Source organism: Marinovum sp. E3 (genome assembly GCF_055755275.1).
Map to the genome: position 1 here is coordinate 1510694 of NZ_CM146908.1, position 21243 is coordinate 1531936.

The 21243-nt window shown below is 67.6% G+C and carries 14 protein-coding genes; 4 read left to right on the forward strand and 10 right to left on the reverse strand.

Annotated elements, in window-relative coordinates:
- Position 1 precedes the first annotated feature (1 nt).
- The 3 genes from AC0J5K_RS07425 to AC0J5K_RS07435 are packed head-to-tail and all read right to left on the reverse strand — an operon-like array spanning position 2 to position 2263.
- A complete protein-coding gene (locus AC0J5K_RS07425) occupies positions 2–916 on the reverse strand; it encodes a flavin reductase family protein (protein ID WP_274564555.1) in 915 nt (304 codons plus the stop codon).
- Positions 913–1692, reverse strand: a complete 780-nt coding sequence (locus AC0J5K_RS07430) for an alpha/beta fold hydrolase (RefSeq protein WP_274564556.1) — start codon at positions 1690–1692, stop codon at positions 913–915. Before AC0J5K_RS07430 ends, AC0J5K_RS07425 begins: the two co-directional genes overlap by 4 nt.
- Entirely contained in the window at positions 1664–2263 is a 600-nt protein-coding gene (locus AC0J5K_RS07435; protein ID WP_048531982.1) for an amino acid synthesis family protein, read from the reverse strand. Before AC0J5K_RS07435 ends, AC0J5K_RS07430 begins: the two co-directional genes overlap by 29 nt.
- Positions 2264–2369: 106 nt before the next feature.
- Between AC0J5K_RS07435 and AC0J5K_RS07440 the strand changes: the two genes are divergently transcribed.
- The 3 genes from AC0J5K_RS07440 to AC0J5K_RS07450 all read left to right on the forward strand — a co-directional run bounded on the left by AC0J5K_RS07440 (position 2370) and on the right by AC0J5K_RS07450 (position 9867).
- Complete coding sequence (locus AC0J5K_RS07440; RefSeq protein WP_274564558.1) at positions 2370–3215, forward strand: LysR family transcriptional regulator; 846 nt, start codon at positions 2370–2372, stop codon at positions 3213–3215.
- 217 nt (positions 3216–3432) lie between these two features.
- Entirely contained in the window at positions 3433–8520 is a 5088-nt protein-coding gene (locus AC0J5K_RS07445) for a DUF7507 domain-containing protein (protein ID WP_274564560.1), read from the forward strand.
- 90 nt (positions 8521–8610) lie between these two features.
- A complete protein-coding gene (locus AC0J5K_RS07450) occupies positions 8611–9867 on the forward strand; it encodes an NAD(P)/FAD-dependent oxidoreductase (RefSeq protein ID WP_274564562.1) in 1257 nt (418 codons plus the stop codon).
- A 4-nt stretch (positions 9868–9871) separates the two neighbouring features.
- Here the strand turns inward: AC0J5K_RS07450 and AC0J5K_RS07455 are convergent, their stop codons facing one another.
- The gene (locus AC0J5K_RS07455; RefSeq protein ID WP_048531978.1) at positions 9872–10165 is read right to left on the reverse strand and encodes a GNAT family N-acetyltransferase; all 294 of its coding nucleotides are present in this window, start codon (positions 10163–10165) and stop codon (positions 9872–9874) included.
- A gap of 376 nt (positions 10166–10541) precedes the next feature.
- Here AC0J5K_RS07455 and AC0J5K_RS07460 point away from each other — a divergent pair, with 376 nt between their 5' ends.
- Positions 10542–11813: a DEAD/DEAH box helicase gene (locus AC0J5K_RS07460; RefSeq protein WP_274564566.1), complete on the forward strand. Its 1272-nt coding sequence runs from the start codon at positions 10542–10544 to the stop codon at positions 11811–11813.
- Positions 11814–11845: 32 nt separating this feature from the next.
- Here AC0J5K_RS07460 and AC0J5K_RS07465 read toward each other — a convergent pair whose 3' ends face one another.
- The 6 genes from AC0J5K_RS07465 to glgA all read right to left on the reverse strand — a co-directional run bounded on the left by AC0J5K_RS07465 (position 11846) and on the right by glgA (position 21243).
- Positions 11846–12730, reverse strand: coding sequence for a TolB family protein (locus tag AC0J5K_RS07465; RefSeq protein WP_074836759.1), 885 nt, complete (start codon positions 12728–12730; stop codon positions 11846–11848).
- Positions 12731–12755: 25 nt separating this feature from the next.
- Entirely contained in the window at positions 12756–13799 is a 1044-nt protein-coding gene (mgrA, locus tag AC0J5K_RS07470) for an L-glyceraldehyde 3-phosphate reductase (protein ID WP_048531976.1), read from the reverse strand.
- Between the two features lie 295 nt (positions 13800–14094).
- Positions 14095–15726, reverse strand: a complete 1632-nt coding sequence (locus tag AC0J5K_RS07475; protein ID WP_274564576.1) for an alpha-D-glucose phosphate-specific phosphoglucomutase — start codon at positions 15724–15726, stop codon at positions 14095–14097.
- A complete protein-coding gene (locus AC0J5K_RS07480) occupies positions 15714–17702 on the reverse strand; it encodes a 4-alpha-glucanotransferase (protein ID WP_074836764.1) in 1989 nt (662 codons plus the stop codon). Before AC0J5K_RS07480 ends, AC0J5K_RS07475 begins: the two co-directional genes overlap by 13 nt.
- Positions 17699–19807 (reverse strand): glycogen debranching protein GlgX, encoded by a 2109-nt coding sequence (gene glgX, locus AC0J5K_RS07485; RefSeq protein ID WP_244526493.1) that lies wholly within the window; start codon positions 19805–19807, stop codon positions 17699–17701. Before glgX ends, AC0J5K_RS07480 begins: the two co-directional genes overlap by 4 nt.
- On the reverse strand, positions 19804–21243 hold the full coding sequence (gene glgA / locus AC0J5K_RS07490) for a glycogen synthase GlgA (protein WP_274564581.1): 1440 nt from the start codon (positions 21241–21243) through the stop codon (positions 19804–19806). Before glgA ends, glgX begins: the two co-directional genes overlap by 4 nt.

Genomic DNA, 21243 nt, shown 5'->3' on the forward strand with positions numbered 1-21243 from the left:
GTCAGGTCCTTTCAGACGGGGTGTGAACATCGCCGCGCTGGCCATCGCCGAGGTAGAAGCCAAAGCTGCGGCTGCCGGCCTCGCGGGCGAAACGCGCCATCATGTCGGCGATGGGCGGGGCGGTGTAAGTCAGATGCGGCAGCGCGGCGGTGGCGATGGCCTCGATGTCGCCGGCGGGCGTGGCCTCGGTGGTGGCGCGCAGATAGGTAAAACGGGTGTTCGCCACGTCAAAGACGGAATAGGCGGCGTGCAACCGGGCCGGCAGCCCCCGTCCGGCCAGGTCCTGCGACAAGTCGTGCCGCAGCCGGCCCCGGTCGGGCAGCGCGACCTGTGGCGGGCGGTGGCCGTGCGGCGTGCGCTCCAGCAGGACACGGTCGCCGCGTTCGAGGATCGCGCCGCAGATCGTGGCACCGGGGCGGCGCTCCAGCGCCGCGCGTTCCAGCCCGAGGCTGAAATACTGGCCGCCGGCATAGCCCAGCCCGCGCCCTTCGGCACAGGCGAAATCCTGCACCCGGCCAATCAGGATGCTGTGGTCGCCGGCGTCGAGCACCCGTTCCGTGGTGCAGGAAAATTGCGCCAGCGCGCCCTCGATCAGCGGATTGCCACGGGCGTCGCTGCGGTGCGGTACACGGGCAAAACGGTCGCCCTTGAAGCTGGCAAAGGTATTGGAAACCTCCTGCTGGCCTTCGGCGAGGATATTGACGGCAAACCCCGTGCAGGTGGCAAAGCGGTCATGGGTCGAAAGGAACTTGCCCGGACAGACCAGAAGAAGCGGCGGATCGAGCGCGACGGAGGTGAAGGAATTGGCGGTAAAGCCCAGCGGCCGGCCGTCGTCCGTGCGGCTGGTGACGACGGTGACGCCGGTCATGAAACTACCGAAGGCGCGGCGCAGCGCACGCGGGTCGAGGGCGGTCATGGCAGAACCTCCGTGGCCAAGTCGATGAGCGCGGCATTGACGTCTCCGGCATGGGTCATCGGCATCATGTGAGCGGCGCCCGCGGCGATCCGCACGCGGCCCCGTGGCGCCAGGCGGGCCATGGTGTCCGACATCTGCGGGGTGGAGTTGGGCTCCAGCGCGCCGGTCATGAAGAGCACCGGGCAGGGCAGGCGGGCCAGGGCTTCGCGGGCCGGGCCCTGGGCGCGGGCAAAGGCAGCATAGGCCATCCTGTAACCTGCCGGATCGACGGCGCGCAGCCAGTCGCCGCAGGCGTGGCGCTCTGGCGTCTCGTCCGGACCGAACCAGCGCGCCAGCGTCGGCCCGGGATCGGCCGCGCGTTCGCCGTCGAGGCTGGCGGCGCGGGCCTCGACCGCTGCGGCGGCCGCGGCATCACGTTCGAACACTGCGTTCAGCGCCGCCACGCCGCGGACCATTTCAGGATGACGCACGGCCATGTCGAGCGCGATCATCGCCCCCATCGAATGACCGACGATCAGCGCCGGTTCGGCCAGAACGGCCAAGGCCGCCTCGGCGTAGTCGGCCAGCGCCATCGGCACGGCCGGCCGGGGGCTTTCGCCATGGCCCGGCAGGTCGGGCGCGGTCACCCGGTAGCGGCGGGACAAGGCGTCGATCTGCCGGTTCCAGGCCTCGGCGCGCAGGCCGACACCATGCAGGAGTAAAACCGGCGGGCCCTCGCCGCAGCGGATCGCGGCCAGCCCGCCGATCTCAGACCGCGGCCGGGTTGTCCAGGTCATGGCCCAGGTCCTTAAGGTCTTGGTAGCGGTCGCCAATGCGGTGATGCGGCCGGCCGCCGGTGGCGGCGCCCAGCACGACGACGATCTCATCGGCGCGCGGCGCGTCGGGAATGGCGAACTGGAGCGTCAGATAATGCGAGCGGCGGCCGGCATCGTCCTTGTCCATCAGCGGCACCATGATCGGCGCATTGGCCGGGCCACGGGTGTTGGTGAATGCGAGGTAGGATTTCGCGGCCACCGCCTCGCGGTAGTGATTGCCGAACCGCAGCGTGTGGATCAGCCCGGAGGCATGTTCGATCTCGCCGTCAAGGCCCACCACCGCCGCCTTGCCATAGGCCTCGATCGCCGCGCCGCTTCCGGCAAGGCGGATCATCCGCTCGGTCAGCAGAGCGCCCAGAACCGGGCCATAGGCCTGGATCTCGGGCTTCAGGTTCTCGACGAAACGGCCCGCCCAGGGGTTGCTGACCACGGCGGCCACGGCGAACATGCGCCAAGGTGGGTCGGCCGGGCGAAACCCCTCGATCAGAACGTCTTCGGCATAGGTTACGATTTTGCGGATTTCGGGGCGCATGGTCACTCCTGTTCGTGTGACCAAACGCTAGAAACCCGTTGCTTTTTTCACAAACGAAGGATTTCCCCCCTTAGCCATTAGCAAGACTTATGGCTAAGTTGACCTCATGGCCAAATCACTTCCTCCCCTGACCTGGTTCCGCTCGTTCGAGGCGGCGGCGCGGCATCTGAGCTTTACCGCCGCGGCGGAAGAGATCGGCATGACCCAATCGGCGGTCAGCCAGCAGGTCAAATCGCTCGAGATGCGTCTTCGGGTGCCGTTGTTCGTGCGGCAGCCGCGCGGGCTGGCGCTGACAGATCACGGAAGGCGGCTTCTGCCCGAGGTCGGCGCGCCGCTCGAGGCGCTGGCCGCGGCCACCGCCCGGTTCGAAGCCGGGCCGGGGACCGATCTGCTGACCGTCGCCACCTCGGTCAGCGTGGCGCAATGGGTGATCGCGCCGCATCTGCCGGTTTTCACTGCCCGCCACCCCGAGATCCGGGCGCGGTTCCTGAGCGCGATCTGGCCCGATGATTTCCAATCCGCCCGCGCCGATGTGGAAATCCGTTTCGGGTCTCTCAAACAGGTGGGCAGCGATGCCGAACTGTTGCTGCCAAACCGGCTTGTGGCGCTGAAATCGCCAGGTCTGTCCGGGGCGCTCGCCGATCTGCCGCTGATCGAGGCGGTGGGCACGTCGAGCGGCTGGCGCGCCTGGGCCGAGATACAGGGCGGCGGCGCGCTGCATCCGACGCTCTATGCCGATACCTATGGAATGGCCCTGCAACTCGCCGCACATGGCAACGGTGTGGCGCTGGTAAGCGAGCTTCTGGCGCAGCATGCGGTCATGACCGGGCTGGTGCAGCGCGCGCATCCGGGCTCGATCCCATGTCAGGAGGGGTATTTCCTCTCGGTCAAAGAACATCGTGCCGCCGCCACGGCCTTTCGAAGCTGGCTGCTGGAACAGCTCGGCAGGTGATCTGCCACGGTTGAATCGACAGGCGCGGTCTACCTCGAAAGGATAGGGGCGCACACCGGATGCGCGGCCCGGCTACCCGGGCGATCAATGGCGCCTGTCCGGTCTTTCGTGCGACATATGCCTTGTCCATGTGTCTCTTCGGGCTGCGGTGAAATTAATGAATGTATGTTTGGCGATACCGTATGCACGGGCGGTAAAAAGTGTCCTTGTTTCCTTCTTGCTCCTGCTGACCACCGCGCTTGTCGCGGCGGCGCAGGAGCTCATCCTTCAGCCGGTGGGGGCGCCGCAGGTGACCGGCGCCGGAGCCGGCAAGCGCGCCGTGTGGCGCAATGCCGGCACGGTCGGCGGCGCGACGGTGGACATCGTCGGCGTGATGACCGACGCGGCGCTCGATCACAGTCTGACCACCGCCAATGGCCAGATCCAGATCACCTCGGCCGCGCAGGACGTGCATTACCTCGACATGTACATCTACAGCGCCGGCACCTATGATCTTGCCAGCGACAGCGGCGGCGTTCCGGTCATCGCCGACGTGCATATCCAGATCAACGATATCGACGGGCCGTCCAACGAACAGGTCTATGTCGAATTGTGTTCGGGCCAGGTGGAATACGTCCGCATCGACCGCAACGCCACCACCCGCCGCTCCTTCGTGGCCGGGCCGGCGCCGGTGGGCACCGAAATCTTCGTTCTGTCGGGCGATCGGAATTACAGCAATCAGCCGGTCTCGGGCCTCGAGATCTATTACCCGCAGACCTCGGTGTTCCGTTTCGGCCGCACCGCCAACAGCCGGTTTCTGGTGCGCCTGGCCAACCCGACCTATGACGAGGCCGATACCTTCGATCTGAAATGCGGCGATTTCCGCACCATCACGCTGGTCGATGACCTCAAGGAACAGGTGTTGGGCCAGCCGGTGACGCTCAACATCCTCTACAACGACACAGTGTCGACCGAAAACAACAATGGTCCGGCCAACGCGTCCCGCTTGCCGAGCACCTACGGCACCCAGGCGGTGGATCTGATCGCGCCGACCGGGGCGATCAACCAGGTGACCGACAGTTCCGGCCATCTGGTCGGTTTCGACGTCATCGGAGAAGGCACCTGGAGCTACGATGACAACACCGGCGAGCTGACCTTCACCCCCTTTGCCGCCTTCTTCGGTGTGCCGACGCCGATCGACTATCGCTTTCAGCGCCCCGAGAACACCACCGGCGTGGCCTATTCGGCCCCGGCCCGAGTGTCCATCGACATCGGCGCGCTCGGTCTGCTCAAGACCGCGACGCTGGTCGACACTAACGTCAACGGCTATGCCGATCCGGGCGAGACAATCGCCTATGTCTTCACCGCCGAGAATTTCGGCAATGTCACCCTGACCAATGTCACCCTGGCCGAGACCCAGTTCAGCGGCAAGGGCGCCACGCCGGTGATGCAGTTCCAGGCGGCGACCGGATTGTCGCCGGAAGGCACGCTCGAACCCGGCGAGCGTGCGGTCTATACGGCGACCTACACCCTGGTGCCCGAAGACCTCGACACCACGATCAGCAATCAGGCCCGCGCCACCGCCACCACGCCGGGCGGCACCGAGGTCTCGGACCTGTCGGACTCCGAGAACCCGTCGGATGGCGATGGCGAGGCCCGGAACGGCCCGGGGGCGGGCCGGGACGATCCGACGACAATCTACGCAGGCTCCGGCCCGGACCGGGGCGATGCGCCGCTGAGTTACGGCGATCCGCAGCATGCCGACACCGCGCAATACCGCATCGGCGCGGTCAACGGCGACGGCGACAGCAGCGCCCAGCACAGCGCCGATGCCAGCGGCGACGATCTCGACGGCAATGACGACGAAGACGAAACCATGCTGCCGCAGCTCTATGGCGGCCTGACGCGGACCGTCACCATCCCGGTGAGCGAGCCCGCGCCGGGCACCGGCCGCTTGCAGGTCTTTGTCGATTTCGGCGCCGATGGCAGCTTTCTGACGCCCGGCGATCAGGTTGTTACCGATCTGCGCGATGGCGGGCCGCAGGATCTTGACGGGGCGGTCAATGGCCAGATCAGCTTTGCCGTCGCAGTGCCGCCCACGGCGCCGCTGGTCCCGACCTTCGCGCGGCTGCGCTGGTCGAGCGTGGCCGGCCTGAATGCCATTGCCGCAGCCGCCGATGGCGAGGTCGAGGACCATGCGATCACGCTCAAGACCCCGCCCGATGCCGACCGGGGCGATGCGCCGGCCAGCTATGGCGATCCGCAGCATGTCGTCGAAGGGCCGGGTGCGCCGACCATCTACCTGGGCAGCGTGCCGCCGGATGTCGACCTGGTGTCGCAGGCGGGCGCAGGCGCCACCGGTGACGATCTTGACGGCAGTGACGACGAGGACGGCGTGACCCTGCCGCAGCTCTACGCCGGCGGCCTGACTGAAGTGACGGTGAATGTGGCCGAGCCCGCCGCCGGCACCGCCTACCTTCAGGCCTTCGTGGATTTCGACGGTGACGGCACATTTGCCGGCGAACAGGTGGCCAGCGATCTTCAGGACGGTGGCACGCTCGACAAGGACGGCGCGGTCAATGGCGCCATCACCTTTGAATTCACCGTGCCCGCCGGGGCCACCACGCTGCCCACCCATGCCCGGTTCCGCTGGTCCACCGATCTGACCGGCGCCGAGACCGCCTTTGACGGCGAGGTCGAGGATTACGGGCTGACGATCTCGTCCGATCCGCCGCCCTTCATCTGCGACGCGTCGCTCTATGCCTTCTCGACCAGCCGGACGACCCTGTCGCGGCTGACCTTCTCGGATGCCGGCGGCAGCTATGCGGTCACGGCGACGACGGTCGGATCGACCGGGTCCAACCGGGACGGGCCCTGGGGGTTCAACGAGCTCGACGGCTATTTCTATGGCGTCGATCAGGGCCGGCGCAGGCTCTACCGCGTCGACGGCGGCGGCACATTCACCGATCTCGGCAATATCTCGGGCGCCAGGACCGCGGCGGACGCGGGCGATATCCTGCCCAACGGCCGGATGATCTATGAGGTCGACGAGGGCAGGTGGCATATCGTCGACCTGAGCGGCGCGGGCGCAGCCACTGCGGTCGGCGATATCGATCTCAGCTTCGATGTCTTTCCGGATGATCTTGCCTACAACCCGATCGATGGACTGGTCTACGGCATCGACCGCTCCAGCCGCCGGCTGTTCAGTGTCGCGGTCAACGGCGGGGTGCCCGGCACCCGCACGCCGCAGCTGATCGGCCCCGCGATCTATTCCGGTGTTTTCGATTCCCTCTGGTTCGATCGGGACGGCCGGCTGTACGGCTATTCCAACTCGACCAACAATCTTTATCTGATCTCCACCGTCACCGGCGAGGCGCAGTTGATCATGACGCTGCCCTTCGACGAAGGCGACAGAAGCGATGGCGCCTCCTGTCGCGGTCCGGCGCCGATCCCCTTTGGCGCGGTGTCGGGCAATGTCTTCGAGGATCGCGACGCCTCGGACATCAAGGAGGCGGGCGAGCCGAATTACGGCGCCGGCATCGGCCTGACGATCTTTGCCGACAATGGCACGCCGGCGAATTTCGGCGACGATCTGCAAGTCGCGGTGACCGAGACACTGCCCGATGGCACCTACGGGTTCGGCGACCTGCTGATCAACACCACCTACCGTATCCTGCTGGACGAGACCGACCCCGATCTCGGCCCCGGCGCCACCATCGGCACCTCGAACCCGCTGACTTCGGTCGCGGTGGACGGCAACGCCGTGACCGAAGATCAGGACTTCGGATTTGACGCCGCCGAGGCCGACCTCTCGATCACCAAGTTCGCCGCCGCCTCCGGCACGGCCACGCCGCGCAGTTCGGCCACACCGGGCGACCTGATCGACTGGGTGATCACCGTCGAGAACATCGGGCCGGGCTCGCCCTCGGGCGTCAAGGTGATCGACCGGATCCCCGACGGCTATGAATACGTCTCCGACAGCGCGCCCAACACCGGCGACACCTACGACCCGGCCACCGGGCTGTGGTTTGTCGACGAGATCCTCGCCGGCACCTCCGAGACGCTGACCGTGACCGTGCGGATGCGCGACACCGGCGAGACCACCAACCTCACGGAAATCGTCTACAGTTCGCTGCCCGATCCCGACAGCGATCCGGATGTCGGCCATCTGGTCGATGACCTCGGCGACGGCAGCGTCGACGACGACGAAGCCGCCTATGCGCTGGCCCGCATCGTCGATACGCGGCGCCTGGCGGGCCGGGTCTTCCTCGACACCGGCGCCGGCGGCGGGAGCGCCCATGACGCGCTGGTCAACGGCGCCGAAGCCGGCGTCGGCGGCGGAACCCTGCGCCTGATCGACAGCGCCGGAACCGAGATCGCCGCGCCGGTGATCGGCTCCGATGGCAGCTGGAGCGCCAGCCTGCCCAGCAGCGTCACCGGGGCGGTCACGCTGGAGCTGATCGCCGCCGAAGGCCGGATCGCGATTTCCGAACGCACCGCCGGGCTGCCCGCGCTGAGCAATGCCGATCCGAACGACGGGCGCTTTACCTTCACCCCCGATCCAGGCAGCGACTACACCGATCTCGATTTCGGCGTGATCGAAACGCCGCGGCTCACCCAGGATCAGGTTGCCGCGATCATGGCCGGCCAGGTGATCGCGCTGCCGCACCGCTACACCGCCAGCTCGGAAGCCACGGTTGCCTTTTCGACCAATGTGACCACCGAGACCCCGGCCGGCGCCTATTCGATCGCGGTCTTCCGCGACACCGATTGCGACGGCGCCGCTGACAGCCCGCTGTCCGCGCCGGTGGGCGTCTCGCCCGGGGCCGAGCTGTGCCTCGTGGTGCGGGTCTCGGCGGGGGCCGGGGTCGGCGCCGGATCGGCGCTGACCTATGATCTGATCGCCACCACCGGCTTTGCCCGCACCAGCGCCAGCCATGTCACCCGCAACACCGACCGGATCGCTGCTTCGAGCGAGGCCGCCGTGGTGCTACGCAAGACCGTGCGCAACCTGACGCTCGGCTCGGCCGAGGGCACTACGAATGCGGGCGCGCCGGGCGATGTTCTGGCCTATCGCATCTACCTCGACAACACCTCGAGCGAGACGGTCTCGAACCTGACGATCCACGACCGGACGCCGCCATATACCGTGCTCGGCGCGGCGCCGACCTCGCCCTCGGCCGTGGCGTCGCAGCTCAATTGCCTGCTGGTCGTTCCGGCCAGCGCGGCGCCGGGCTATGCCGGGGTGCTGCAATGGGATTGCAGCGGCATGCTGCCTCCGGGCGACAGCGGCTTTGTCAACTTCGAGGTGCGCATCCTCGACTAGCCGCCGGGCCGCGCCAAAAAATGGGGCTGTCACCCGGCGGCCTGTCGTAGCACAGTGGCCCCGAAACGGATGCAGCCATGGGGGCGCCGGGTGACGCAGGCCAAAGAGCAGATCAGAACCGCCGTGGTGGGCGCCGGGATCATCGGCACCAGCATCGCCCATGCGTTGCAACAGCGCGGCCATGCAGTGGCGCTGATCGACCGGGATGCGCCGGGCCGCGGCGCCTCATTCGGCAATATGGCCTCGATCGCGGTTTCGGGGTTCATGCCGATTTCCCGGCCGCGGGTCTGGATGCAGGCGCCGGGTTGGCTGCTCGATCCGAAGGGGCCGATCCGGGTCGCGCCGGGCTATGCGCCGCGCCTTGTGCCCTGGATGCTGCGGTTTCTCTCGGCCGGGCGGCCGGGCCGGCTGCGTGCCTTGCAGGGGCAGGGGGCGGCGCTCTGCGCCCGCGCCCTGGCCGACACCCGGGCGCTGCTCGGCGACATCGGGCTTGCCGATCACATGAGCGAGACCGGTTGCCTCTCGCTCTATGCCACGCCGGCCGAATTTGCCGCCGACCGCGAAGCGCTCGAAATGCTCGACCGGTTCGGCTTTGGCTACGACGTGCTTGATGCCGAGACCCTGCGCGCCCGCGAGCCCGCCCTCGGGCCGGGGCTGCACAAGGCGGTGCTGATGCCCGACAACCGTACATTGCGCGACCCCCATGCCCTCGTTACCCGGCTGGCCGAGGTGGTGAAAGCCCGCGGCGGCCGGCTGGTGCGCGCCGCCGTCACCGGGGTCGAACGCCGGGGCGCGGCCGCGACGGGGCTGCGTCTCGACGGCGGCGAAACGCTGGCGGCTGACCGCGTCGTGCTTGCCGCCGGGGCGCACACCGGGGCGCTGGCGCGGCAGTTGGACGAGCCGATCCCACTCGAGACCGAGCGCGGCTATCACACCCAGATCGGCCGCCCGGGGATCAGCCTGACCCATGCGCTGATCTGGCCGGCGCGGGCCTTCATGGTTTCGCCCACCGGCGGCGGCATCCGCATCGGCGGGACCGTGGAATTCGCCGGTCTGGAGGCGCCGCCGAACTGGCGCCGCGCCGAGATCACCGCGCAGCGGGCAAAGACGATCCTGCCGGGGCTCAGGCTGGAAGAAACCAGCCGCTGGATGGGCCATCGCCCGGCGCTGCCCGACACCATCCCGGTGATTTCGCCCTCGGCACGGGCGCCCGGTGTCTTTTACGCCACCGGCCATGGCCACCTCGGCATGACCCAGGCGGCGACCACCGCTCAGCTGATGGCCGATCTGGTCACCGGCGCCGCGCCGCCGATCGACATGGCGCCGTATCGCATTGACCGGTTCTGAAAACTCAGCGGCCCTGAAGCACGTCCTGCCACTCCGGCGTGCGGTCGATTTGCGCCTTGGTAAAGGGGCAGAGCGGCACGATCTTGCGGCCTTCGGCGCGGGCGTCGGCGACGGCCCGCTCGACCAGCCGGCGCCCGGCGCCGGTGCCGCGCAGGGCATCGGGCACGGCGGTGTGATCGATGATGATGGCCGCGCCGCCAAGGCGGGAATAGGTCAGCTCTGCTGTCCCGCCCTCCTGGCGGAGCATATAACGGCCCTTGCTGTCGTTCTCTTCGCGGGTGATTTCGGGGTCGGACATCGGGGCTCCTGACGGCTGCGTTGCGCCCCGGCACCCTGCGACAGGCGCCGACCCCCGGTCAACCGGCGGGGTGTGACATCGGAGCCCGAGGCGCGCTGTCCCGCCGCGCCCGGCGACACCCCGCTTGACTTTTCCGCCGGCAGAGCGCATCTGACAGGTGTCGCTGCGCTGCCGCGTGAGCATGCCGCCCCTTGCAAGGGGCTCTCAGCGACAGCGATTTTCAGTTCCCCATCACGCAGGGTTCCTGACGCGACGGCCGGATGCGGCGGGACACGCCCGCACGTCCAGAGGCCCCGCGCACCCTCACAGGGCTGCGGATGCGGCCTGCAACAACGGGCTCGCCGGTCTCCCCCGGTGCGGCTCCGAAGGATACGACTTGTTCGATTTCGACATGCTGGGCCTGGCGCCCGCGCTCAACGATGCGCTGACCCGCGCAAAATTCGACAAACCCACGCCGATCCAGGCCAAGGCGATTCCGCTGGCCATGGAAGGCCACGACATCCTGGGCCTGGCCCAGACCGGCACCGGCAAGACCCTGGCCTTTGGCCTGCCGCTGATCGACCACATGCTGGCCGAGCCCGGCAAACCGGCGCCCAAGACCGCCAAGGCGCTGATCCTCGCGCCGACCCGCGAACTGGTGAATCAGATCGCCGACAGCCTGAAGAACCTGACCCATGACACCCGCATCCGGGTGGTCACCGTGGTCGGCGGCCAGTCGATCAACCGCCAGATCAACGCCCTGGCGCGCGGCACCGACATCCTTGTCGCCACGCCCGGCCGGCTGATCGATCTGATGGACCGCCGCGCCGTGGATCTGGGCCAGGTGCGGCACCTGATCCTCGACGAGGCTGACCAGATGCTCGACCTGGGCTTCATCCATGCCCTGCGCAAGATCGCGCCGCGGCTGGGTACGCCACGCCAGACCATGCTGTTCTCGGCCACCATGCCGAAACAGATGGAAGAGCTGTCGCGCGCCTATCTGACCGATCCGCGCAAGGTGCAGGTCTCGCCTCCGGGCAAGGCCGCCGACAAGATCACCCAGTCGGTGCATTTCGTCGACAAGGCCGCCAAGCCGACCAGGCTGCGCGAGATTCTGTCGCGCGACACCGAGGCGCTGACGCTGGTGTTCTCGCGCACCAAGCACGGGGCCGAAAAGCTGATGAAGGGGCTGGTCGCCGATGGCTACAACGCCGCCTCGATCCACGGCAACAAGAGCCAGGGCCAGCGCGACCGGGCAATCAAGGGCTTCCGCGAGGGGGACATCAAGGTGCTGGTGGCGACCGATGTGGCGGCGCGCGGCATCGACATTCCGGGCGTGGCCTATGTGGTGAACTACGATCTGCCGGAAGTGCCCGACAGCTATGTGCACCGCATCGGCCGCACCGCGCGGGCCGGCCGTGAAGGCGAGGCGATTGCCTTCTGCTCGGCGGAAGAGGTCGATCTGCTGTTGCAGATCCAGAAGCTGATGAAGATCGAGATCCCGGTCGCCAGCGGCACCATGCCGGCGGCGGTCAAGGCTCCGACCCGCGGCGGCAACCGCGGCCAGCGCCGCGGTGGCGGCGGTCGCCGGGGTCCGCAAGGCAATGCCGGCGCGCCCTCGGGCAACGGCGCCAAACGCCGCCGGCCGCGCCGTCGCAAGGCCGCCTGAATGGGAAAGGGCCGGGGGTTTCCCCGGCCTTTTCATTTGCGTCGGTGCGGCCGCCGCGCCGTTCCGGAGGCGGTTGGCGCGCGTGCACCGGTCTCGTGTCGGGCATAGCGCACGAAGGCAAACCGCCCGCCGTCGGGCGCCCAGCTGGGCACGTTGAGGGAGCCTTGCCCGCCATGGAAGGCCAGCAGGGTCCGCGGAGTGCCGCCCGCGACCGGCATCAGCCGCAATTCGACTTCGCAGCCCGCCGGGTGTCCCTCGGTTCCCGGCGCATAGGCCAGGTAACAGACCGCGCGGCCATCCGGCGAGGGATGCGCAAACCAGTCGACGCTGGCGCCAAAGGTCATCTGCTCCGGGTCCCGGCCATCCGCCCGGATCCGCCAGAGATGCATCCCGCCACCGCGATCCGAGTTGAACCAGATCCATCCGCCATCCGGGGTGTAATCCGGCCCGTCATAATGATGCGGGCTGGTGATCAGAAGCCGCTCGTCGCTGCCATCCAGCGCGCAGGTGGCAATGGCGAACTGGCCGGCGCGCACGCAGGCATAGGTCAACCGCGTGCCGTCGGGCGAAAAGCCGTGAAACCAGCTGGGCAGCAGCGGCGTGATCCGCCGGGGCGGGCCGCCGTCGCGGGGCAGGGTATAGATGCAGGAGGCCGCCGTATCGGTCTTGTCGCAGAAGGCCAGCAGCCGGCCATCGGGCGAGAGCCCATGGTCGTTGTTGAGCGTCTGGTGCCAGCCGGTATCGACTGGAACCAGGGCCGGTTCGGCCAGATCGACCTGGTAAAGCGCGCCCTCGGCATTGACCAGCAACGCGCTGCCGTCCGGCGTCCAATTCGGCGCCTCGATGTGCCGGTCGCTTTGCAGCACCACGCGGGTTTCGCCGCTGGCAACATCGATGATCTCGAGCGAGGCGCGCATCAGCGCGCGCCGCCCGGGCTAGCCCTCACCGCGACGGCCCCTCGCGTTCCGCCGAGGCCGCCCACAGGTTGATGTTGGCGTCCTTGGCATGCTGGTCGATCCGCGCCAGCTCGTCTTCGGTGAAGTCGAGATTGGCCACGGCGCCGGCGCAATCCTCGATCTGCGACGGTTTCGACGCGCCGATCAGCGCCGTCGTGACCCGGCCGCCGCGCAGCACCCAGGCCAGCGCCATCTGCGCCAGCGTCTGGCCGCGCTCTTCGGCGATGGCATTGAGCGCGCGGACGTTGGCCAGCGCCTCTTCGGTCAGGAACCCCTCGCGCAGAGATTTGCCCTGGCTGGCGCGGCTGCCTTCGGGGATGCCGCCGAGGTATTTCCTGGTCAGCATGCCCTGGGCCAGCGGCGAAAAGACGATCGAGCCGATGCCCAGATCGTCGAGCGCATCAAGCAGCCCGTCCTCCTCGACCCAGCGGTTGAGCATGGAATAAGACGGCTGGTGGATCAGGCAGGGGGTGCCCAGTTCCTTGAGGATCGCCGCCGCCTCGCGGGTGCGCTGCGCGTTGTAGGACGAAATCCCGACGTAAAGCGCCCGGCCCGAACGGACGATGTGATCGAGCGCCATCATGGTTTCTTCCAGCGGGGTGTCGGGATCGAACCGATGCGAATAGAAGATATCGACGTAATCCAGCCCCATGCGTTTGAGCGACTGGTCGCAGGAAGAGATCAGATACTTGCGGCTGCCCCATTCGCCATAGGGGCCGGGCCACATGCGATAGCCGGCCTTGGACGAAATGATCATCTCGTCACGATAGGGCGCGAAATCCTGTTGCATCAAGTGACCAAAGGCCAGCTCGGCCGAGCCCGGTTCCGGGCCGTAGTTGTTGGCCAGGTCGAAATGTGTGATGCCGTGATCGAACGCGGTGCGGGTGATCGCGCGTTTCGTTTCATGCGGGGTGTCGTCGCCGAAATTGTGCCACAGCCCCAGCGAGATCGCCGGCAGCATGAGGCCCGAAGTGCCGCATCGGCGGTAGTGCATGGTGTCATAGCGGGTGTCGGACGCGGTCCAGACCATGGTATGTCTCCTGAGATCGCGGCCCCGGATGCGCGCCATGGGGTGGCGGGCAGGGCAGGCCGTTGGGATACTTGTATGCGATGGATGCCGGAAGCGGCGGCCGAGGTCCACCACCCGGAGTGAAATAATCGCGCTGTGGGTTGGGGGCCTTGGAGGGGGCGCTGGCGGGCGTTGCGCCGCTGCGATGGAAATGAACCCGCTGAGCAGCCGGCCGAAACTCTATCACCGCGCAAACGACCCCGCGCAGGCCCGCCACCGTCCTTAGCGGCACGCCCGCCCGAAACCACCGATCGGATCAGGTCATCACGTCCGGCGTCTCGCGGCCGGTGCGGGCGGTGAGGGCGCTGAGTTCGGCGACCGCCGCCGCCACCTCCCGAAGCGCGGTCTGGGTCTCGATGGTCAGAGCGCCCTCGGCGGGCATGTATCGCTCGAGATAGACCCGCAGTGTCGCGCCTTCGGTGCCGGTGCCCGACAGGCGCAGCACCGCGCGTGATCCGCCATCGAAGAAGATGCGGATGCCCTGGTTCTTGCTCACCGAGCCATCGACCGGATCATGATAGGCGAACTGGTCGGCTTTGGTCACCGTCAGCCCGTGCACCTCGGTGCCCGGCAGCTCACCCAGCCTGGCCTCGAGATCGGCCATCAGCGCATTGGCCTTGTCGCTGTCGACCGCCTCGTAGTCGTGCCGCGAATAGTAGTTGCGGCCATAGGTCTGCCAGTGATGCAACAGGATCTCGCCCACCGAGGCCTTGCGCTCGGCCAGGATGTTGAGCCAGAGCAGCACCGCCCAGAGCCCGTCCTTTTCGCGCACGTGGTCCGATCCGGTGCCGGCGCTTTCCTCGCCGCAGAGCGTGGCGCGACCGGCGTCCAGAAGGTTGCCGAAGAACTTCCAGCCGGTGGGCGTCTCGAAACACTCGATACCCAGCTTCTCGGCCACCCGGTCGGCGGCCTGGCTGGTGGGCATCGACCGCGCCACCCCGGCCAGCCCCGTGTCATAGCCCGGCGCCAGATGCGCATTGGCGGCCAAAACCGCCAGGCTGTCGGAGGGGGTCACGTAACACCGCTTGCCGAGGATCATGTTGCGGTCGCCATCGCCGTCCGAGGCGGCGGCGAAATCCGGGCCATCCTCGGCCATCACCATATCGACCAGCGGTTTGGCCCAGATCGGGTTGGGGTCGGGATGGCCCTTGCCGAAATCCACTTTCGGCTCGCCATTCAGCACCGTGCCCGCCGGCGCGCCCAGCGCGCCTTCGAGGATGGCCTTGGCGTAAGGCCCGGTGACGGCATGCATGGCGTCGAACTTCAGGCTGAACCCGCCGGCGATATGCGCCCGGATCGCATCGAAATCGAACAGGGTCTTCATCAGAGCGGTGTAATCCTCGACCGGGTCGACGATCTCGACCGTCATCTCGCCGAGTCGGGTCTCGCCAATCGAGCCGAGGTCGATGTCCTGCGCGTCGAGCGTGTGGTACTCCGAGATCCGCTTGGTCTCTTCATACATCGCCGCCGTCACCTTTTCCGGCGCCGGGCCGCCGTTGGCGGTGTTGAACTTCAGGCCGAAATCCTCGTCGATGCCGCCGGGGTTGTGGCTGGCCGAGAGGATCAGCCCGCCGTCGGTCTCGCGCTGGCGGATCAGGTTCGAGGCGGCGGGGGTGGACAAGAGCCCGTTCTGCCCGACGATGGCGCGATGCGCGCCATTGGCGGCGGCCATGCGCAGGATGGTCTGGATCGCTTCGGCATTGAAGTAACGGCCGTCGCCGCCAATCACGAAGGTCTTGCCCTTGGCGCCGCCGATGGCGTTGAAGATCGATTGCACGAAACATTCGAGGTAATGCGCCTGCATGAAGACCCTGGTCTTCTTGCGCAGACCGGAGGTGCCCGGCTTCTGGCCGTCAAAGGGTGTGCAAGAGTGGGTTACTCGGGACATGACATCGGTCCTTTCTCTGCTGGAACAGGCGGTTGGCGGTTGCCGGCCCGCATGGTGGCGCCGATCTCGGCGAGGCGCGGCGAGGTCTCGAAATTTTCGACGGCGAGGCCGGTGCGGCGGCGCCAGTTGGGGTGTTCGTCGATCGTGCCAGGCAGGTTGGGCGCGTCGATCTGGCCCAGCACATCGTCGAGCTGCACCGCGACCATGGCCGCCGGCGCGGCGGTCAGCGCGCCGTGGATCACCCCGGCGATTTCGTCCGGCCCGGCGGTGGGCGCAATGTTGCAATCGCGTCGCAACCCGGCGCGTTGGTGGCTGCGGTCGCCATGGCGGCGCTTGGCCCCGGCATCCGAAAGCCAGCCCATTCCGCGCCAGACCTCGACATCGGCGCCATACCAGAAGCCGCGCAGGGTGGGGGTATCATGGGTCGAGAAACAGGCGAGGCTGAAGGGCCGCAGATCCCCTGCGGGGCGCAGGCTGCCGTCGTCGAATGTCTCGTATTGCCAGACGGCATAAGAATAGAGCCCGGCCTCGTTCATCGTCTGCCGGAACCCGGCGGGCACTAACCCGAGGTCTTCGCCCACGACGACGCAGCGGGCGCGGTGGGCCTCGATGGCGATCACCGCAAGCAGCCTGTCGAACGGTTGCGAGATATAGGCGCCCGGGCTGCCATCCTCGGGCAGCCAGTAGCTGCGCATCAGGCCCAGCGCATGATCGATCCGCAGCAGCCCGCATTTCTCCATCAGCTTGCGCAACATGCGGCGCAGCGGTCGGTAGCGCGCCCGGGCGAGGCGGCCCGGCGCATGCGCCACCAGATCCCAGGACTGGCCCTGGGGGCTGAGCTGGTCCGGCGGGGCGCCGATGGTGACGCCATGGGCAATGGTGTCGTTATGCATCCAGGCCTCGGCGCCGCCCGGGCGGGCGCCGACTGCGAGATCGAGATAAAGCCCGAGCGACATGCCCGCGCCCCTGGCCGCCGCCTGCGCGGCGTCGATCTCGGCTTCGGCACGCCATTGCAGCCAGCGGTGAAATTCGGCGCGTTGGCCGGCGGCGGCCACTGCCGCCGGTCCTGGCTGTTGCAACTCGGCGGGCCAGCGGCGGCAATCCGGACCATAGCGATCGCTGAGCGCCTCGAAGCAAGAGAAATCTTCAAGCGATGCATCGGCTTTGGCGCAGAAGCTCTTGAAATCCTTGCGCCTCGCGGTCTTCTTGTAATCCGCCTCCAGCGCGGGGCGCTGCCGGGCGCGAAACGCCGCATAGTCGATCAGCGCGCCGTCCGGGCTGGGGCCGAGGCCGGCGGCAACGGCAATATGATCGGCATTGAAAAAGCCGCGATGGGTCGGCGAATAGGGGCTGATCGTCTCGGTCGCGGCCCAGCCCAGCGCCGAGACCGGGTTGATCCCGAGAAACTGCGCGCCCTGTGCACCAAGTGCGCGAGCGGCAACCGCGAGGTCGTCATAAGAGCCGAGCCCGCCATTGCGGGCCGAGCGCAGACCGTAGAGCGCGGTGGTCACCCCCCAGCTGCGGGAATGGCCCGAAGTCTCGGACAAAAGCGGCGCATGGGCCGGGCGCACCAGCAGAAAGCTCTCTTCGCGCCAGCCGCCGCCGGTCAGATGCAGGCTGTAATAACCGACTTCGAGCGGCGGCAGCGCGAGGCTGTCATCGGCCTTGCCGGCGGCCAGTTCGGCGCCGTCCTCGTCCAGCAGCTGCCAGCCGCAGGGCGTGGCGATCGCGATCTCGGTCGGCTGGCCGGCCCGCAACAGGATCTCGTCGGGCAGATGGCGATGCGCCGTGCCGGCGCGCCGCAGGGCGAGCGCCTCGGAAACCTGGGCCGCGCTTTCGGCCTCGACGCCCAGCGCCCGCAACAGCGCGCGCAGGGTGGGCACCGGAGTTTCCCGCCGGGTGCCGGAGAGGTCGTGAAAGTCCAGGTGCACGCCGCAAAGCTGGGCCAGTTGGCGCAGCGCCCCGTCGTCACTCATTCCGAAACCTCTTTGCTCAGGACAAAGGCCGCCACCGAATTCGCCGCCACGCGGGTGCGCCGCACCGGCATCACCACCGCTGACTGCTCGGCCTGCGAGGTGTCGATCTCGCGCACCCATTGGCGGCGTCCGGGATCGGGCAGGACAAGCACCTCGGTCCGCGCCTCACGGTTGAAGGCCAGAAGGATGGTGTCGTCCATGGCGTCGCCCAGGGGATGTTCGGCACAACCGCGCAGCACCAGGCAGAGGCTCGACAGCCCCGGATCGCGCCAGTTCAGCGGCCCGCCGTCAAAGCCCATCCAGGCCACGTCGCGTTCGCCGTCGCTGGCGCGTTTGGCACCATGCAGAAAGCATTTCTGCCGCACCAGCGGGTGCGCCTTGCGGAAATTGGTCAGCGTTGCGGTAAAGGCGATCTGTTCCTGGTCGAGCTTGTCCCAGTCGATCCAGGTGGTCGGATTGTCCTGGCAATAGGCGTTGTTGTTGCCGCCCTGCGAATGGCCGCCCTCGTCGCCGGCCAGCATCATCGGCGTGCCCTGTGACAGCATGACCGTGGCGAGGATATTGCGCTGCCGCCGCTTGCGCCCGGCCAGGATCATCGGGTCGTCGGTCTCGCCTTCGACGCCGAAATTGTCGGAATGGTTGGCGTGGTGGCCGTCGTGGTTGTGCTCGCCATTGGCTTCGTTGTGGCGTTCGACATAGGCGGTGGTGTCGGCCAGCGTGAAACCGTCATGCGCGGCGGCGAAATTCACCGAGGACCAGGCCCGCCGCCCACGCTGATCGAAGAGATCGGCCGACCCCAGCAGCGCCGATCCCAAATCCTGGGCGCTGTGGCCGTCACCGCGCCAGAAACGGCGCACGGTGTCGCGGTAGCGGTCATTCCACTCGGCAAAGATCGGCGGGAAATTCCCGAGCTGATAGCCGCCGGGGCCAATGTCCCAGGGCTCGGCGATCATCTTGACCCCGGCCAGCACCGGATCCTGCCGCAGCGCGGTCAGGAAGGAACCATGCTGATCGAAACCCTGCCGCCCCCGACAGAGCGTGGTGGCCAGATCGAAGCGAAAGCCGTCGACGCCCATCGCCTGGACCCAGAACCGCAGGCTGTCCATGATCATCCGCAGCACGAAGGGATGGGTGGTATCCAGCGTGTTGCCGCAGCCGGTGTCATTGACGTAGTACCGCGGCTGACCGTCGAGCAGGCGGTAATAGGCGGCGTTGTCGAAGCCCTTGAACGACAGTGTCGGCCCAAGCTGATCGCCCTCGGCGGAATGGTTGTAGACCACGTCGAGGATGACCTCGATCCCGGCTTTGTGGAACCTCTCGACCATGGCGCGGAACCCGGCCACCCCCTTGGGCCCGAAATAGCGCGGCTCGGGCGCAAAAAAGCCAATGGTGTTGTAGCCCCAGTAATTCACCAGCCCCTTGTCGCGCAGCATCGGCTCGGATTTCAGCGCCTGCACCGGCAGAAGCTCCACCGCCGCGACGCCCAGCCGGGTCAGATGGTCGAGCATCGCGTCGGAGGCCATGCCGTCATAGGTGCCGCGCAAGTCTTCCTCGACGCCCTTGTTCAGCATGGTGGCGCCCTTGACATGGGCCTCGTAGATCAGCCCGCCGTCATGGCCGCAGGTCAGCGTCCTTGCGTCGAGCGGGAACAGCGCCGGATCGGAGACCACAGATTTCGGCACATGCGGTGCGCTGTCGCTGGCGGAAAAGCTCAGGTCGTCACCGCCGCCCGCCGCGTCATAGCCATAGGTGGCGTCATGGTCGGAAAAGGCGCCGCGCAGCTCGCGGGTATAGGGATCGATCAACAGCTTGTTGGCATTGAAGCGGTGGCCGCGCGACGGTTCGTACGGGCCGTCGACGCGGTAGCCGTAAAGCGTGCCCGGCACCAGCCCCGGCACATAGCCGTGCCAGACCGCGCCGTTGCGCTCGGGCAGGTCGACGCGATGCTCCTCGCGCCGTCCGTCGGGCGAGAACAGGCACAGGGTGATCCGGGTGGCATTTTCGGAAAAGACCGCAAAGTTGGTGCCTTCGCCGTCGAAATGCGCCCCGAGTTGATGCGAGCGGCCCGGACGGATTTCGACCGTCATCGGCGCACGGGTGTTCATTCGCTCAGAACCTCTTTGTACAGATCGGCATAGGCGCGGGCCGAGATGTCCCAGCCCACTTCCTGAGACATAGCGGCGCGCTGCATGCTCTGCCAGTCATCGGTGCTGGCATAGCTGCGAATGGCGCGGTCGAGCACCTCGGTGACACCCGCGACACCAACGTCATCAAACAGGAAGCCGGTCGCGGTCTTCGCCCGCAGTGCGGCCAGGTTGCCGTCGATCACCGTGTCGGCCAGACCGCCGGTGCGGGCCACCACCGGCAATGTGCCATAGCGCAAGCCGTAAAGCTGGGTCAGGCCGCAAGGCTCGAAGCGCGAGGGGATCAAGATGGTATCGCTGCCTCCTTGCAGCAGATGCGAAAAGCCTTCGTCATAGCCGATGTGGCAGCCGACCTTGCCGGGATGCGCTTCGGCCGCGCTGCGGAACGCGGCCTCGAGCTCCGGCGCGCCGGAACCCAGTACCGCGAGCTGGCCGCCGCTGGCGACAAGATGCGGAATGGCCTCGGCCAGCGCATCCAGCCCTTTTTGCTCGGTCAACCGGCTGATGACGCAGAACAGCGGTCCCTTGTGGGCCGGATCGAGGCCGAGGCGGGTGCAGATTTCGGCGCGGTTGGCCGCCTTGCCGGCGAGGCTGTCGGCGTCATAGTTGCGGGCCAGCGCCGGGTCGGTCGCCGGGTTCCAGGCGGCGGTGTCGATGCCGTTGAGAATGCCCGAGAGCACGGATTGCCGCGCGCTCAGCACGCCTTCGAGCCCCATGCCGAACCGCGGCGTCAGGATCTCGCGGGCATAGGTCGGGCTGACGGTGGTGATGCGGTCGGCATAGACCAGTCCGGCCTTCAGAAAGGAAATGTCGCCGTGGTATTCGAACCCATCGGGGGTGAACCAATCCCAACGCAGCCCGAGCTGCTGGCCTTCATGCGCGGCGAAGCGGCCCTGAAAGGCGATGTTGTGAATGGTGATCACCGATCTGGGGGCCGGCACGCCGGGCTGTTTCAGATAGACAGGCGTCAGCCCCGCCTGCCAGTCGTGGGCATGCACGATGTCGGGTTTCCAGTCTGCCAGCCCGTCAAAGCTGATCCTCGCTGCCGCCTGCGCCAGCGAGGCAAAGCGGCGGTGGTTGTCGTTCCAGTCGTGGCCGCCCTCGTGGGAATAGGGACCGCCGCGCCGGTCAAAGAGCTGCGGCGCGTCGAGTAATAGCAGGGTGAGCCCCTCGGCCTCGACCTGCACCACGCGGCCGGGGCCGCCGGGCAGGTCGCCGAAGCTGGCAACTTCGGTGCCCCGGGCCACCAGCGGCATGAGCGCCGGATAGGCCGGCAGCATGGTGCGCAGGTCGATGCCAAGCGGCGCGAGCGCCCCCGGCAGCGCGCCCGCCACATCCGCCAGCCCGCCGGTCTTGATGAAGGGCGCGCATTCCGAGGTGACCATCAGGACATTCAT

Excerpts from the sequence above, each read along its gene's own strand:
- mgrA (WP_048531976.1), bottom strand. The coding sequence starts at position 13,799 with ATGGTCTGGACCGCGTCCGACACCCGCTATGACACCATGCACTACCGC.
- AC0J5K_RS07425 (WP_274564555.1), bottom strand. The coding sequence starts at position 916 with ATGACCGCCCTCGACCCGCGTGCGCTGCGCCGCGCCTTCGGTAGTTTC.
- AC0J5K_RS07435 (WP_048531982.1), bottom strand. The coding sequence starts at position 2,263 with ATGCGCCCCGAAATCCGCAAAATCGTAACCTATGCCGAAGACGTTCTG.
- AC0J5K_RS07440 (WP_274564558.1), top strand. The coding sequence starts at position 2,370 with ATGGCCAAATCACTTCCTCCCCTGACCTGGTTCCGCTCGTTCGAGGCG.
- AC0J5K_RS07465 (WP_074836759.1), bottom strand. The coding sequence starts at position 12,730 with ATGCGCGCCTCGCTCGAGATCATCGATGTTGCCAGCGGCGAAACCCGC.
- AC0J5K_RS07480 (WP_074836764.1), bottom strand. The coding sequence starts at position 17,702 with ATGAGTGACGACGGGGCGCTGCGCCAACTGGCCCAGCTTTGCGGCGTG.
- glgX (WP_244526493.1), bottom strand. The coding sequence starts at position 19,807 with ATGAACACCCGTGCGCCGATGACGGTCGAAATCCGTCCGGGCCGCTCG.
- AC0J5K_RS07455 (WP_048531978.1), bottom strand. The coding sequence starts at position 10,165 with ATGTCCGACCCCGAAATCACCCGCGAAGAGAACGACAGCAAGGGCCGT.
- AC0J5K_RS07475 (WP_274564576.1), bottom strand. The coding sequence starts at position 15,726 with ATGTCCCGAGTAACCCACTCTTGCACACCCTTTGACGGCCAGAAGCCG.
- AC0J5K_RS07430 (WP_274564556.1), bottom strand. The coding sequence starts at position 1,692 with ATGACCTGGACAACCCGGCCGCGGTCTGAGATCGGCGGGCTGGCCGCG.
- glgA (WP_274564581.1), bottom strand. The coding sequence starts at position 21,243 with ATGAATGTCCTGATGGTCACCTCGGAATGCGCGCCCTTCATCAAGACC.